The organism is Tenacibaculum sp. TC6, from assembly GCF_050606265.1.
Lineage (GTDB): Bacteria > Bacteroidota > Bacteroidia > Flavobacteriales > Flavobacteriaceae > Polaribacter.
Window position 1 is genome coordinate 38414 of the sequence record NZ_JBOCUK010000001.1, and the last position, 15355, is coordinate 53768.

At 31.4% G+C, this 15355-nt stretch carries 11 protein-coding genes; 7 read left to right on the plus strand and 4 right to left on the minus strand.

All coding sequences use genetic code 11. The features are described from left to right. Positions 1-2 precede the first annotated feature (2 nt). From ACQY1Q_RS00170 to ACQY1Q_RS00185, 4 genes are read right to left on the minus strand one after another with little or no spacing between them, the layout of a single operon-like run. Positions 3-1001, minus strand: coding sequence for an AAA family ATPase (locus tag ACQY1Q_RS00170; RefSeq protein WP_431003251.1), 999 nt, complete (start codon positions 999-1001; stop codon positions 3-5). Between the two features lie 2 nt (positions 1002-1003). Continuing rightward, the gene (locus tag ACQY1Q_RS00175) at positions 1004-2218 is read right to left on the minus strand and encodes a DUF4350 domain-containing protein (RefSeq protein ID WP_431003252.1); all 1215 of its coding nucleotides are present in this window, start codon (positions 2216-2218) and stop codon (positions 1004-1006) included. Further along, a complete protein-coding gene (locus ACQY1Q_RS00180; protein ID WP_431003253.1) occupies positions 2219-2941 on the minus strand; it encodes a hypothetical protein in 723 nt (240 codons plus the stop codon). Further along, entirely contained in the window at positions 2941-3906 is a 966-nt protein-coding gene (locus ACQY1Q_RS00185) for a stage II sporulation protein M (protein WP_431003254.1), read from the minus strand. The genes ACQY1Q_RS00180 and ACQY1Q_RS00185 overlap by 1 nt, the downstream gene beginning before the upstream one ends. Positions 3907-3927: 21 nt before the next feature. On the opposite strand from ACQY1Q_RS00185, the gene ACQY1Q_RS00190 reads away from it, so the two are divergent. The 7 genes from ACQY1Q_RS00190 to ACQY1Q_RS00220 all read left to right on the plus strand — a co-directional run bounded on the left by ACQY1Q_RS00190 (position 3928) and on the right by ACQY1Q_RS00220 (position 15350). Continuing rightward, complete coding sequence (locus ACQY1Q_RS00190; protein WP_431003255.1) at positions 3928-4740, plus strand: RDD family protein; 813 nt, start codon at positions 3928-3930, stop codon at positions 4738-4740. 81 nt (positions 4741-4821) lie between these two features. Continuing rightward, positions 4822-5157 carry a hypothetical protein gene (locus ACQY1Q_RS00195; protein ID WP_431003256.1) on the plus strand — a complete coding sequence of 112 codons (336 nt, stop codon included), beginning with the start codon at positions 4822-4824 and terminating at the stop codon, positions 5155-5157. Between the two features lie 102 nt (positions 5158-5259). Next, entirely contained in the window at positions 5260-9576 is a 4317-nt protein-coding gene (locus tag ACQY1Q_RS00200; RefSeq protein ID WP_431003257.1) for a CusA/CzcA family heavy metal efflux RND transporter, read from the plus strand. Between the two features lie 2 nt (positions 9577-9578). Further along, complete coding sequence (locus tag ACQY1Q_RS00205) at positions 9579-10760, plus strand: efflux RND transporter periplasmic adaptor subunit (protein WP_431003258.1); 1182 nt, start codon at positions 9579-9581, stop codon at positions 10758-10760. A gap of 104 nt (positions 10761-10864) precedes the next feature. Next, positions 10865-12850 (plus strand): heavy metal translocating P-type ATPase, encoded by a 1986-nt coding sequence (locus ACQY1Q_RS00210; protein WP_431003259.1) that lies wholly within the window; start codon positions 10865-10867, stop codon positions 12848-12850. A 32-nt stretch (positions 12851-12882) separates the two neighbouring features. Further along, positions 12883-13713, plus strand: coding sequence for a prohibitin family protein (locus ACQY1Q_RS00215; RefSeq protein WP_431003260.1), 831 nt, complete (start codon positions 12883-12885; stop codon positions 13711-13713). A gap of 74 nt (positions 13714-13787) precedes the next feature. Next, entirely contained in the window at positions 13788-15350 is a 1563-nt protein-coding gene (locus tag ACQY1Q_RS00220; RefSeq protein ID WP_431003261.1) for a tetratricopeptide repeat protein, read from the plus strand. Positions 15351-15355 lie beyond the last annotated feature (5 nt).

The following is a 15355-nucleotide window of genomic DNA, read 5'->3' on the forward strand; positions in this document are numbered from 1 at the left end:
GATTACCTTGGTATTTCTACAGATTCAATAATTTGCTCAATAATTTGTTTGCTGGTTAACCCTTCCATTTCTCTTTCAGGTGTTACAATAACTCTGTGTTGTAATACAGGAATAGCGGCATTTTTAATATCTTCAGGTGTTACAAAATCACGTCCGTTAATTCCTGCAAAAGCCTTAGAAGCTTTTAAAATAGCAATAGTTGCTCTAGGTGAGGCACCTAAGAATAAAAACGAATTGTTACGGGTATTCACTACAATATTAGAAATGTATTTAAGTAAATGTTCTTCTACTTTTATTTGTGTTACCAACTGTCTGTATTTCTGAATGGCTTCAGCAGAAATAACCGTTTCAATTTGACCTAATTTAGAGCCGTTAATTAATGCCTGCTCTCGGGTAACAATTTCTAATTCTTCTTCAGCACTAGGGTAATCAACATTTATTTTAAACAAAAAACGGTCTAATTGTGCTTCCGGTAAACGGTAAGTTCCTTCTTGCTCTATCGGGTTTTGGGTAGCCAATACAATAAAAGGGCTGTCCATAGTATAGGTTGCTCCGTCTATTGTTATTTGTTGTTCTTCCATAACCTCAAAAAGAGCTGCTTGAGTTTTTGCCGGGGCTCTGTTAATTTCATCAATAAGAACCATATTAGAGAAAATAGGTCCTTTTTTAAACTCAAATTCTGAAGTTTTTACATTAAAAACAGAGGTTCCTAAAATATCTGAAGGCATTAAATCCGGTGTAAACTGAATGCGGCTAAAATCAACAGACATAGTGCCGGAAAGTAATTTGGCGGTAATAGTTTTAGCCACTCCCGGAACTCCTTCAATTAAGGCATGCCCGTCTGAAAGTATAGCAACTAACAATAAGTCAATCATATTTTTTTGACCTACAATTACTTTTCCTAATTGTGATTTGATTTGGTAAACACTTTCTTGTAGTTCAGATAAATCAATTCTATTCTCAAATTCTAAATTATTAGTATTGGTAGTTGTATCTTCCATAATTAGCTATTTTCAAAAAAGTTTTCAATTAAAGTATTTAGTCGCATTAGTTCATCTTGTGTACAGTCTGACTTTTTGTTTAATGCTACTATTGTGTTTATTAAATAGTTAGTTGTACTTAGTTTGTTTCCTGATTTAGAGGCTAGTTTTTCAATAAAATCAGTATTTAAGTTTTGCGTATTCAATAAGTACTTGGTTCTAACGCGCTCTAAAAAGTACGTAATTTTTTTAGTAACCAAATTTTTATGGTTGTCTTCTTTTAGGTATAAATTGGCAATGGTGTGCGTAAAATCTACCGTAGAGTTTTTTAGTTTTTCAATGGTAGGTATGGCTCTTTGTTTTCTTCGGGCATTAAATGTTAAAAATAATAATAAGCCGAAGAACGCTACATATAATGACCATTTTAACGATTCGTGCTTCCAGAAAAATTTAAAAACAGATTTATCATCTTTTTGGTGTGAGTTTTTTCTGATTCGTTGTTGAGAATCCCACAAAATGGTATTGTTAGGTAAAAAAGAAAAAACATCGGTTACATAGTTTTGTTGCTTTTTCAGTAAATAATAATTGGTAAAAGCTATGGGTTGGGTGTGCAAATATACGGCTCCGTTACCATACTTTATTTTAATAAAGTTCGGTTGATCATGTCCGTCTACTATCTGAGAACCTAATACGATGGTGTTTTTTGCTTCAAAGTTTGAAAAATAATTACGCCTGATATTTCTGTCAAAAGTATATCGGTTTTTTAAGGTATCTTTTTTAGGGTATAGTTGAAAAGTGCCGTTTAATGATTTTAAATCGATGGCATTGTATAAATCAATATCTAAATTTCTGGTGTCAAATTTAAGTGAATCTTTTAGCTCTTCATTAAAAGAGTTTAAGGCTAAAAAAGCATGGTTTCCGGCTTTAACAAACTCAAGTAATCGGTTAATAGAAACTTTATCTAATCGGTTAGCATAATATTTAATACAAATATAATTGGCATAGTTAGCCGTATTATCATAGTATATATTATCAAAATAATCAGCAATATTTTCTTTGATGTTAATCACCTCATTCTGATTAAATATAGCTGAAATTTCTTGGTTTATAATATAAGTGCCAAACGGACTTTTAGCACTTTCTCTGTAATTTTCTTGCCAGTTAGTTTTTTTACAACTTACCATAACAAGCATACAAGCTAAGCATAAAAGAAATGATATGTTTTTAGATAGAGTCAATTATAAGGTGTTAATAAAGTTTTTATAGCTATTTTCTATACTGTTAAATTTGGGTGTATCTACAACAAACTCACCATACCATACATAATCATAGATATACAGTAAATATGAAAATTGTTTTCTGGTATCGTTATCTTTTAATTCAAAAAGATATTGAGAGTTGGTTTTATCTTTATGATAATCTATAAGTCCTTTTTTAGACATTTTTTTCAATAAAGACAAATAGTAGTAGCGGGTAGCCAATCTGTACTCTTTATTTTGTATGGCTTGAGCAAGCAGCTTATCATAATCATGTTCATTAATATTTTCATCTTCATTTTCAAAAATCAATTTTTTTGTTCCTTTTTTTGTTGTTTTGCTAAACTTCCAAAAATCTTTATCACCATACACAAAACTTTTGATAAGAATAAAAATAACGATGATAGCTAAAAGATAAGGAAAAACAGAGGCCATGAATTTAACTATAGATGCGGCAGATTTTCCAAAATTTAAATTAGCCTTTTTTTGAGGTTTCTTTTCAGGCGTTTTTTCTTCAGTATATATAAAATCTTTACCGTTGTATTTTGAGGTCAATTCATCAGAAAAACTGCGTTGCTTAACCCGATCACTATTCTTGGCGTATGAAATACTATCTTTTTCTTTTTGATAAAAAGTAAAGCTGTATGTATTTGCATACAGATGCATACTAACAAGGAATAGTAAAAGTAAAACTATTTTCTGCATTATCGTAATTGGTGTTTTGAGGCTACCTTATAAGGTAAAATTAGATAATAATACGATATAGAAACTAAACAGAAGATAATAATTAAAAAGCAGAGCAGGGTTGGCATTTGATTGTAAAAGCGAGTTACATATCCTTCTAAAAAAGCTGCCACAAAGGTAAAAGGAATAGTGCTTAAAAATAATAAAAAAGCCTCTCTAAGTCCTTTTTTAAACGAATCAAATCGGTTAAGAGATCCCGGAAATAAAATACTGGCTCCAATAATATATCCGGCAGCTGCTTCAATAATCATAGCAAAAATTTCATAAGTACCATGAATCCAAATTCCTTTAATACTATCTAAAAACGTATTATTTTGGTAAAAGAAGGCTTGAAAAACAGCTACCATAATACCGTTGTATATAATATAATATCCGGTGCCTAAGCCAATAAACAACCCGGATAAAAACATATTAAGACCTACGCGCAGGTTGTTGTCAAAAATACCAATAAAACTTCCCCAATTACTACCGCTCTTATAAATAGCTAATGCATCACCGCTTTCAATATTTTCAATAGTTTGATCTACGTATGAATCTCCTAATATTTCTCTGGCAAAACTCTCATCATTAAAAGTAGAAAGTAATCCGATAAAAAAACAGATAAAAAAGAAGGTAAAGGACAGGTAAATATATTTTCGATGCTTGTAGGCAAGGAGCGGAATTTTTTCTAAAAAGAATTGTACAAAAGTATTTTTGTCTTGCTTTTTGGTGTGATAAATTTTTCCATAACTTTTTTTTGCTAATTTATTAAGATATAAAACCACGTTACTTTTTGGGTAAAACGATTGAGCATAAGACAAATCGTTCATAATCTTAATGTGCAAATCAGCAATTTCGTCGGGGCTTTTTTTTGTATTATTTGAAATTACTTCTTCAAATTCAAGCCATTTTTCTTTATTTTGCTTAATAAAAGCTACCTCTCTCATTGAGACAAATGTAATTAATGTATGAAAAGACTGCAAGTAAATACGACACAAAATGTAAAAATAAACTTTGAATTAGCTAATGTAGGACATCGTATACTTGCTTTTTTTGTAGATAACATTGTTAAGTTTGCTTACCTGTATTTAGTTATTCGTTTATTTAACTTTACACTTATTAATGCCGCAGCCAATGGTGATATGTGGTCTGTAAAGGCAATTGACGTATTACTTTTTTTACCCATTACCTTTTATTCTTTATACTCTGAAATATTATTGAACGGGCAAACAATAGGGAAAAAATTAGCAAAAATTAGAGTGATTAATATTGATGGTTTTAAGCCTTCTTTTATTGATTATACCATGCGCTGGTTTATGCGAATTGTAGATTTTAACTTTTTTATTTTAGTCTTTATTTATGTGTATTCATTAGGGTTAGATGAATATCTGGTATTATTATGGTTGTTGTTTATAGGTGGAAAATTTGTAGGATTATTTTCTATACTTACCACAAAAAATAACCAAAGAATAGGAGATTTGTCTGCAAACACAGTAGTTATCAATTTAAGAGATGAAGCTGCATTTTCACAAACTATTTTAGAAGAAATACACGATGCCTATGCGCCAAAATATGCCAGTGTTATAAAATTATCTGACAATGATGCACGTATTATAAAGGATACATTCTATGCTGCTAAAAAAGCAAGAGATTATAAAACGCTTAGTAAACTAAGAAAAAAAATAGAGGAGGTAACCGACATTAAATCTCAAAAAGAAACAGATATTCAATTTATAGATACCGTTTTAAAAGATTATAATTACTATACTCAAAATATGTAAAGCAAACAAATCTGTATATATTTTATAATTTTTAAACCAACCAAAAACTAAATTCTTATTTTTGTAAAAATTCAGAAAGACTTGAAAAACATACTTCTAGCCATATTAATGTTACTTGTTATTGCGCCTCCGGTGCAAGCACATAGCGATATTGTGGTTTATGATAATGTTGAAAGTCATGTTGATATTGATGAACTGCATGAAGAAATTCATCATCAAAATGATACACATGATGAAAAAGACAAAAAACATCATCATCACTGTACAGTAATTACGCTAACACTTGAATTTGTATCTGAAATGGTTTATAACTTTCAATTTATTTCATTTGTAGAAATAAGAGAGAAAATAAACTACTATCAAAATACGTACTGCAATTCTTATTTAAAAGAAATATTCCAACCACCTCGATTTTAATTTATTGTTTTCATTTTTAATACATACATCGTTTACATGATGTATGGTCTTGTTGTGTATGGTTAATACACGAAAAACTGTATAAATTAAAATCAAAATATAATGTTAGATAACATCATAAAATTTTCAATAAAAAATAAATTGATTATTGGTGTGTTAGTGGTGGCATTAATAGGTTGGGGTGTTTATTCTTTACAACAATTACCTATAGATGCTGTTCCGGATATTACCAATAATCAGGTGCAAATTATTACCACTGCACCCTCACAATCTGCACAAGATATAGAACGCTTAGTTACCTTTCCTATAGAAATGACCATGTCTAATATTCCTGATATTGAGGAAGTACGATCGTTTTCTCGTTTCGGACTTAGTGTGGTTACGGTAGTATTTAAAGATCAGGTTGATATTTACTGGGCCAGGCAACAAATAAACGAACGTTTAATAGAAGCTAAAAGTCAAATACCGGAAGGTGTTGGAACTCCTGAAATGGCGCCTGTAACTACAGGATTGGGAGAAATTTATCAATATACGTTACACGCTAAAAAAGGCTATGAAAAAAAATATTCGGCTATGGAATTACGAACCATTCAAGATTGGATTGTTCGTCGTCAATTATTAGGCTTAGAAGGAGTTGCCGATGTTAGTAGCTTTGGTGGATATTTAAAACAATATGAAGTAGCCTTGCAACCGGAACGTTTACAAACTTTGGGAGTAAGTATTAATGAAGTATTTGAAGCACTGGCTAAAAATAACCAAAATACAGGAGGTGCTTATATAGATAAAAACCCCAAAGCATATTTTATAAGAAGTGAAGGCTTAATTAAAAGCCCTGATGATATTAGAAATAGTGTGGTTAAAAATACCGAGAATGGTACTCCGGTTTTAATAAAAGATGTTGGAACTGTACAATTAGGCCATGCTGTACGTTATGGTGCTATGACCAGAAACGGAGAAGGAGAAGTAGTTGGAGCTATTGTAATGATGTTAAAAGGAGCCAACTCATCAAAAGTAATAGCCAATGTAAAAGAAAGAATAGCACAAATAGAAAAAAGTTTGCCTGAGGGAGTAGCCATACGCCCTTACTTAGACAGAACTAAATTAGTTGATAAAGCCATACAAACAGTTACTAAAAACTTAGTAGAAGGCGCACTAATAGTTGTTTTTATTTTAGTAATCTTACTAGGGAATTTTAGAGCAGGACTAATCGTGGCTTCTGTTATTCCGCTAGCTATGCTATTTGCTATTTGTTTAATGAATGTTTTTGGAGTATCCGGAAACCTTATGAGTTTAGGAGCAATTGATTTCGGTATTATAGTAGATGGCTCGGTAATTATTGTTGAAGCAACCTTACATTACCTGGCATACGCTAAATCAGGAACAACACTAACCCAAAAGCAAATGGATAAAGAAGTGTATGCATCAGCATCAAAAATAAGAACCAGTGCCGCTTTTGGAGAAATTATAATCTTAATCGTGTACCTTCCTATTCTAGCCCTGGTAGGTATTGAAGGAAAAATGTTTAAACCAATGGCTATTACGGTAAGTTTTGCCATTCTGGGAGCATTCATACTATCCTTAACTTACGTTCCAATGATGAGTGCTTTGTTTTTAAGTAAAAAAATAACACATAAAAAAACACTGTCAGATACATTTATAGAGTATTTAAAAAAAGCGTACAACCTGGTGTTGAGTTTTGCTTTAACCAATAAAATAAAAGTGCTTGCTATTGCTGTACTCATTTTTTTAGTAAGCATTTTTACATTTACCAGAATGGGAGCTGAATTTATTCCTTCTTTAGATGAAGGAGATTTAGCGGTACAAACGTTAGTTTCTACCGGAAGTTCTTTATCATATTCTGTTGATGTTTCCAATCAATCTTCCAAATTATTGCTAAAAGAATTTCCGAATGAAATAGCACAAATTGTTAGCAGAATAGGATCCTCCGAAATACCAACAGATCCCATGCCTATTGAGGCTACCGATATGATTATTATTCTGAAAGAAAAAAGTGAGTGGACTAAAGCAAGTACTAAAAACGAGTTAACTCAAAAAATGCAACAAGTATTGGAAGAAAACATGGTGGGAGTTTCGTATGGATTTCAACAACCAATACAAATGCGTTTTAATGAACTAATGACGGGTGCGAGGCAAGATGTTGTACTTAAAATTTATGGAGAAAACCTGGAAAAGTTAGTTACGTATGCAAATGAATTAGGAAAAATTATTCCGGAAGTTGAAGGAGCAGAAGATTTGTATATAGAAAAAATGACAGGGCTAAAACAAATTGTAATTAATTATAAACGAGATCAATTAGCTTACTACGGATTAAATATTGAAGATGTTAATACGGCAATAAATGCAGCTTTTGCAGGGCAAAGTGCCGGAGTAGTCTATGAAGGCGAAAAACGATTTGATTTAGTAGTACGAATGGCAGAGAACAACAGAGGAAGTATTGATGATATAAAAAAATTATACATAAGTACCCCTAAAGGAACTCAAATACCTTTAATTAATGTAGCAGAAGTAAGCTTTAAAACAAGTTTAAACCAAATACAACGAGACGATGCTAAAAGAAGAATTACTGTTGGATTTAATATAAGAGAGCGAGATGTAGCAAGTATTGTAGCAGAATTAAAACAAAAAATAGCGGAGAAAGTAAAATTTGATCCGGGGTATTATGTAACCTACGGAGGTACCTTTAAAAATTTAGAGGAAGCTAAAGAAAGGTTAGGTTTTGCTGTACCGGTAGCATTATTATTAATTTTCTTTTTACTGTACTTAACTTTTAAGTCTGTAAAACAAAGTTTATTAATTTTTACGGCCATCCCCATGTCGGCAATAGGAGGTGTTTTTGCCTTAGAATTACGAAATATGCCTTTTTCAATATCAGCAGGAATCGGATTTATAGCACTGTTTGGAGTGGCAGTATTAAATGGTATTGTTTTAATAGCCGAGTTTAACCGATTAAAAAAAGAAGGTATTTCAGATATTTATGAAATTGTTAAACAAGGAACCTCTGTGCGTTTACGCCCGGTAATAATGACAGCAGCAGTAGCTTCATTAGGCTTTTTACCTATGGCTATATCTACATCGGAAGGAGCAGAAGTGCAAAAGCCATTAGCTACCGTAGTTATGGGAGGGCTTATTTCAGCTACTTTATTAACCTTGCTTATTTTGCCTGTATTGTACGTTTTATTTGAAAAAATGAAGCTTGGTAAGGTAAAGTTAACAAAAACAATGGCTGTTATAATCGTATTTATAAGCGGAGTATTTACAGTTCAATCACAAGAAGCTGTAAAAATAGTAACGGAGCAGGAGGTAGTAGCCTTAGCGTTAGAAAACTCGGTATCTTTAAAAAAGGCTGAATTAGCTGTAGCTAAAAGTAGCACAGAGGTTTCCGGAGCTATTGCGTTAAACCCAACGAGTATTCAATACCAAGACGTTGGAGTTACACCGGGAGTTAGTGAACAAGAATGGTCTGTAAACCAAAATTTTGGATCAATTCTTACCCATATTCAAAAGAAAAAAGCGGCAAAAGCGTCCAAAGATTTAGCTTTGAGTACTGTAAAACTTTCTAAAAAAGAAACCATTAGAAAAGTAAAAAGCTTATACCAACAATGGAATTATTTATACGGGTTGCTTTCTTTGGTAGAAGAACAGCAACAGAATAGTAATACAATTAATAAGGTTGCTAAAGAATTACATGCTTCAGGAGAAATTGGCGGATTAGAAAATGATTTAACTGCGCTACAATTTTTAGGAGTACAATCTCAAAAAAACCGAATTTATAAGCAGTTTTCTCAAACAGAAAATGAGTTAAAAGCAGTATTGCAAATTAATTACAGCATTCAACCGCAAGAAAAATTCCCTGCTAAAAAAGTAATACTCATGAATCAAGACTCCATTTCAGATACATTCTTTACTGTATTTGATAAAAAAGATAAAGCTGCAGAAAAAAATATTGCCTTAGCAAAGGCAGCTTACTTTCCGGGGATTAATGCCGGTATTATTAACAGAAAAACAGGAGTAAATTCAAGTTTTACAGGATTTAATGTAGGTGTTACCATTCCAATTTCATTTTGGAGTAATGATTCAAAAATTAAAAAACAAAAAATTTTAAAAGAAGAAATAGCCATTGAAAATAAAGCTCAATCAATAGCTATTCATACCAATTTTAAAAGCTTACAAGAACAAATTTATTATTTAGATAAAGAATTATCTGATATAGACAAAACGGTTTCTATAGCAACAAAGTTTATAGAAAAACTACAGTTAGCTTATACATCAGGAGAAATTGACGCTTATCAATATAGCCAAAGCTTCGGAGCTTATTTTCAGGTAATGCAAAACTATTTATCACTTATAAACAATTACAATCAAACAGTAATTGAATATGAATTTTATAAAAAAGACTAAACATGAAAAGATATTTATTACTTATAATTACACTGCTAATAGTAGGATGTAGCTCAAAAAAAGAAGATCATTCCGGACATGATCATGCAGAAGAAAATAAAAAAACGACGAATAATGAACCTCAAGAAAATGAAATTCATTTAACAGGTTCGCAAATTTTGGCTGCAAAAATAGAAACCGGAAAACTAGAAAAGAAAAACATGAGAAGCCGAATTGCCGTTACCGGTACTATTGAAGCACCACCACAAAATAAAGCAACAATTTATGCACCTATGGAAGCATTTGTGTATCAAACTGAATTGCTACCCGGAGATAAAGTAGTGAAAGGGCAAACGGTAGCCATTCTACAACATCCAAATTTTATTGAGTTACAGTATGCATATTTAGAAGCAGTGAATAAGCGTACGGTAGCAAAGGCTGATTATGAGCGTAAAAAGACATTGTTTGAAAAAGATATTGCTTCTAAAAAATCGTACCAAGCATCTGAAGGCACGTATAAATCGTTACAGAGTTTGGTAGAAAATTATGCTTCTCAATTAAAAATGGCAGGTTTATCACCTAGTGTAGTAGCCCAAAAAGGCATTCAACAGTACGTGTATATAAAATCACCTATAACCGGTTACGTGGTTGAAAATAACCTGAATAAAGGAAAGTTTTTATCAGCAAATTCTGAAATGATGGAAATTATTGATAACGATCATATTCATGCTGAATTAAATGTTTTTGGTACCGATATTTCTAAAATTAAGAAAGGCGATGAGTTTATTTTTAAGCCTTCGGGAATGGATGTAACGTATGAAGGATATATAAAGTTGATAAGCCAAAAAGTAAATGATAAAAACAAAACAGTTAATGTACACGGGCATTTTGAAGACCCTGAAGGTAAATTAAAATCGGGTATGTTTATTAATGCCGAAATTTTGTTGGCAGGAAAAGAGGCTGTGTATGCTGTGCCTGAAGAAGCGGTTATAGAAAATGAAGGAGAAAATTTTATTTTTATAGCTAAAACAGCAGAAGAATTTGTTCCTGTAGAAGTTACTACCGGTAAAACGGATGTAGGTTTCATAGAAATAAAGACAATTCAGGACGATAATTTTGAGGTGACTGTAGTAACTAAAGGAGCTCACTTTTTAAAAGGAAAACTATTACAAATGGGAGGTGAAATGGAAGGTCACGCTCATTAAATAAGAAAAATAGTACGGTTTATGCTTACTGGCAACCGTACTATTTTTTATACAAAATGCATCTTTTTAACAGATAAAAAGTCAATTAATAAAAACAACATACCATGTCAACACATACACATGAAAAACATGATGAACATCATGATCATAACCACGGAGGAATTTTTGGTGAAAAAACAGAGCTCTATTTTGCGATTTTAAGTGGTGTATTCTTCTTTATAGGTCTCATTTTGGAAAAGTTTACAAACCTTTCCGGTATAAAGTTATTAGTAAGCTTCATGATTGCTTTTTTCTTCGGAGGTTATTATACAACGATAGAAGCTATTGGTAAAATTAAAAAAAGAGAGTTTGAAATAGATTTTTTAATGTTGGTGGCAGCTTTAGGGGCAGCTTATATAGAGAAATGGGAAGAAGGTGCATTGCTTTTATTTTTATTCAGCTTGGGTCATGCCTTGGAAAACTATGCAATGAGCAAGGCAAAAAAATCTATAGAAGCTTTAGGAGAATTAACTCCTAAAACAGCACTTGTAAAAGAAAACAATTCAACTAAAGAAGTAAGTGTTGAAGCTCTTAAGATTAATGATGTAATTGTAGTACAACCGAATACTAAAATAGCTGCTGATGGAGTAATCATAAAAGGAAAAACAAGTATTAACCAAGCTTCAATTACCGGAGAAAGTATGCCGGTTGATAAAGAGGAAATAGGAGAGCTTAATAAAATACCGGATTTTAAAGATATTGAAGAAAAAAACAAAGTATATACAGGCACAATTAACGGAAATAATGTAATAGAAGTTAAAGTGCTTAGATTACATAAAGATTCTACAATATCAAGGTTAATTAAAATGGTTAGTGAAGCGGATACTCAAAAATCACCGACTCAACTAGCTACCAAGAAATTCGAAAAATGGTTTGTTCCTTTTGTGATTATTTTGGTTTTTACTTTGTGTTTTGCTCATTTAGTAATTAATGAAACAGTCAATGAAAGTTTATACAGAGCCATTACGGTATTGGTTGCGGCTAGTCCGTGCGCTTTAGCAATTTCAACACCAAGTGCAGTGTTAAGTGGTATTGCAAGAGCTGCAAATAAGGGCGTATTAATTAAAGGAGGAAGAGCCTTGGAAGATTTAGGAAGTTTAACTACCATCGCTTTTGATAAAACAGGAACGCTCACAGAAGGAAAACCACGATTAACAAATGCAATTCCGTTAAATGGATTTGAAAAAAATGAGTTTTTACGTATTGTGTTAGCGGTAGAAACGTTAAGTAATCATCCGTTAGCAAAAGCTATTACAAAAGATATACAAAGTACATATGCTGTTGCCTCTTTAGGAAATGCTTCTAATATTAAAGCTATTCAAGGTAAAGGAATTTCAGCAGATTATATGGAAAATATGGTGTTTATCGGAAATGAAGCATTAATGGATAGCCAATCCATATTAATTTCTGAAACGGTAAAACAACAGATGAATGTTTTATTACAAGAAGGACAAACAACGATGTTAGTGGCCTATAAACAAAACCTTATAGGTTTATTAAGTGTAATGGATGTTCCAAGAAAACATGCCAAAGAAACCTTATCGAAATTAAAAGATATAGGAATTCAAAAAATGATAATGCTTACCGGAGATCATCAAAACGTAGGAAATTCAATAGCTAAACAAATAGGATTAACTGAAGCTAAAGGGAATTTATTGCCGGAAGATAAAGTAACTGCTATTCAACAACTAAAAAAAGCAAACACAAAAATAGCCATGGTAGGAGATGGGGTAAATGATGCACCTGCAATGGCACATAGCACGGTAGGAATAGCTATGGGAGCAGCAGGAAGCGACGTAGCTTTGGAAACAGCGGATGTAGCATTACTTTCAGACAAGATAGAAAATTTACCTTTTGTGATTGGGTTGAGTAGAAAATCTAAAAGTATCATTAAACAAAATCTTTGGATTAGCTTAGGAGTTGTGGCGCTGCTTATTCCGGCAACATTATTTGGATTTGCCTCTATTGGTCCGGCTGTAATTATGCATGAAGGTTCTACCTTACTTGTAGTACTAAATGCCCTACGTTTATTAAGGTATAATGAAAATTAATTCTGTACATTTGGGTATTAAAATAAATACAGATGGCAAGAAATCAAATAGGATTTAATATCCCTAAAGGAGCATTTTTAATCCCGGTTGCAGTAATACTATTAATTTTTATAGCTAAATCAACAAAAACCATTGGGCCAGGAGAAGCTGGAGTACTATTTGAACGTTTTGGTGAGGGGATTAATACCGAAAAAACGTATGGAGAAGGATTCCATTTTGTAGCTCCGTGGAATGATATGATTGTGCAAAAAGTGCGTCAGCAGTCTATTTCAGATCAAATGAATGTTTTATCGTTAAACGGTTTAGAAGTTAGAGTAGACGGTACAGTGTGGTTTAGACCCGATTATGAAAATTTAGGTAAACTAATAAAAACTAAAGGAGTAAATTACATTTCAGATATTTTAGATCCGGCAATTAATGCTGCTGCCAGAAGTATTGTTGGGAGATACACTCCGGAACAATTATATTCAAGTAAACGTGATGTAATAGAACAAGAAATCTTAGAAGATGCTCAGGCAGAGTTAAAAGATCAATATATTATTATAGAGCGTGTTTTAGTAGAAGATGTTCAATTACCTAACACCATTAAAGACGCTATTGAACGTAAGTTAAAGCAAGAACAAGAAGCTTTAGAGTACCAATTCAGAATTGAAAAAGCTGAAAAAGAAGCACAACGTCAAAGAATAGAAGCTCAAGGTAAAGCAGATGCTAACCGAATTTTAAGTGCTTCTTTAACAGATAAAATCTTACAAGATAAAGGTATTGAAGCTACGAATAAGTTAGCTGAATCTACCAATAGTAAAGTGGTGATTATTGGTTCCGGAAAAACAGGAATGCCTATTATTTTAGGAAACCAGAATTGACAATATTGATGCAAAAATAAAAGATAATCAAATACTATTTGCCTTTATAAAGGAGGATTTTTATAATTATTTATATGAAAGAGAGATTTACATATTGTATTCTAATTTTAAGCACTATTCTAGTCTATGGAAATGTTATTAATGGAGTTTTTTTGTATGATGATATAATTTTGATAAAAAATAATCCATTTATTAAATCGCTACAAAACATTCCTCTTTTTTTTGTAGAAAACCCGACGAATTATGGCGGTATAATTAGAAGTAATTTTTATCGTCCTAACCAACATATTATAAATTCAATCCTTTACTTTTTTTTTGAATATAATACCAAACCATATCATATATTTTCAATATTCCTTCATTTACTAAATTCAATTTTAATTTATAAAATACTGAAGGGAGGATTGAAGTTTACTCCAGATGCGGCCTTACTGTCAACATTGTTATTCATTGTACATCCCATTAATAGTGAAGCAATCTCTTATGTTTCAGGTGTTTCCGATCCATTAGCGCTTTTTTTTATTTTATTAGGGACTTATATTGATTTTAAAAAAAGAAATCTACTATTTTTTCTACCTGTAATTTTTATATTAGGACTTACATCTAAAGAAATCGCTGTTGTTTTTCCTCTGATAATGTTATTAATTGAAATTGTTCTGTTCAAAGTTGAATTAAAAACAAAAAAATGTTTGATTATCCATTTTATCAATTTTTTAATTCTTGGGGTTTATCTATGGGCCAAATTTACAATTTTTAACTTCACTAGTTTTCTTGGTCTATCAGATGACGTAAATGTAGGGCTAATTAAACGAATAATTAATTTCATAGGTACTCTACCTGAGTATTTAAAAACTCTAATTTATCCAATTGACCTATATATAGAGAAGCCAATGAATCTTTATGATTCATGGGATAAGTTCAACGTAATTTTAGGAGTATTATTGATAATACTTATCACAGTCACACTTTTTAAAGCAATATTAAAAAGTAATAATAGAATTATTATAGCATGTAGTTGGTTGGCTATAACTTTGTTCCCTTATACAGGAATTATAAGGTTGAATGCTAATTTCCTCGAGCATTGGTTTTATATTCCATTTTTTGGAATACTAATTTTATTAAGCACTTTTTATGATAAATATATTATTGGAAGGAGAATTAAAAGTGTTTTAGTTGTTTTGTTAGTTTTATTTGGAGGAAGAACAATTATTAGAAATATTGAGTGGTCATCTCCTGAGTTATTCTACAAAAATGAACTGAGATATTCTCCAAATAGTAAGAGAATGAATAATAATCTTGGGAATATATATTTAAATGAAGATAAGTTCAATTTAGCACAAGAGAGCTATTTAAAGGTTTTAAAAATCGATCCAAATAACATAACTGCTTTATTTAATATGTCAATCGTTTATATACGGTTAAAAAAAGAAAGTAAAGCAGAAGAGCTATTATTGAAGATAGTGGATAAAAAACCAGATATGATCAATGCTTATGTACTATTGTATTTAATATATAAGGATTACCAAATTTTAAAACGAGAAAAACTAATTTCTTTAATAAATAAAATTGCAATAGAAGGAAATAGAAGTATTATTAAAAAAGATTTGGAGTTTTTATTTGAGGGCAATATAAAATAAGTTGA

Coding starts and splice junctions, on each gene's coding strand:
- ACQY1Q_RS00170 (WP_431003251.1), bottom strand. CDS start 1,001: ATGGAAGATACAACTACCAATACTAATAATTTAGAATTTGAGAATAGA.
- ACQY1Q_RS00180 (WP_431003253.1), bottom strand. CDS start 2,941: ATGCAGAAAATAGTTTTACTTTTACTATTCCTTGTTAGTATGCATCTG.
- ACQY1Q_RS00185 (WP_431003254.1), bottom strand. CDS start 3,906: ATGAGAGAGGTAGCTTTTATTAAGCAAAATAAAGAAAAATGGCTTGAA.
- ACQY1Q_RS00190 (WP_431003255.1), top strand. CDS start 3,928: ATGAAAAGACTGCAAGTAAATACGACACAAAATGTAAAAATAAACTTT.
- ACQY1Q_RS00200 (WP_431003257.1), top strand. CDS start 5,260: ATGTTAGATAACATCATAAAATTTTCAATAAAAAATAAATTGATTATT.
- ACQY1Q_RS00205 (WP_431003258.1), top strand. CDS start 9,579: ATGAAAAGATATTTATTACTTATAATTACACTGCTAATAGTAGGATGT.
- ACQY1Q_RS00210 (WP_431003259.1), top strand. CDS start 10,865: ATGTCAACACATACACATGAAAAACATGATGAACATCATGATCATAAC.
- ACQY1Q_RS00215 (WP_431003260.1), top strand. CDS start 12,883: ATGGCAAGAAATCAAATAGGATTTAATATCCCTAAAGGAGCATTTTTA.
- ACQY1Q_RS00220 (WP_431003261.1), top strand. CDS start 13,788: ATGAAAGAGAGATTTACATATTGTATTCTAATTTTAAGCACTATTCTA.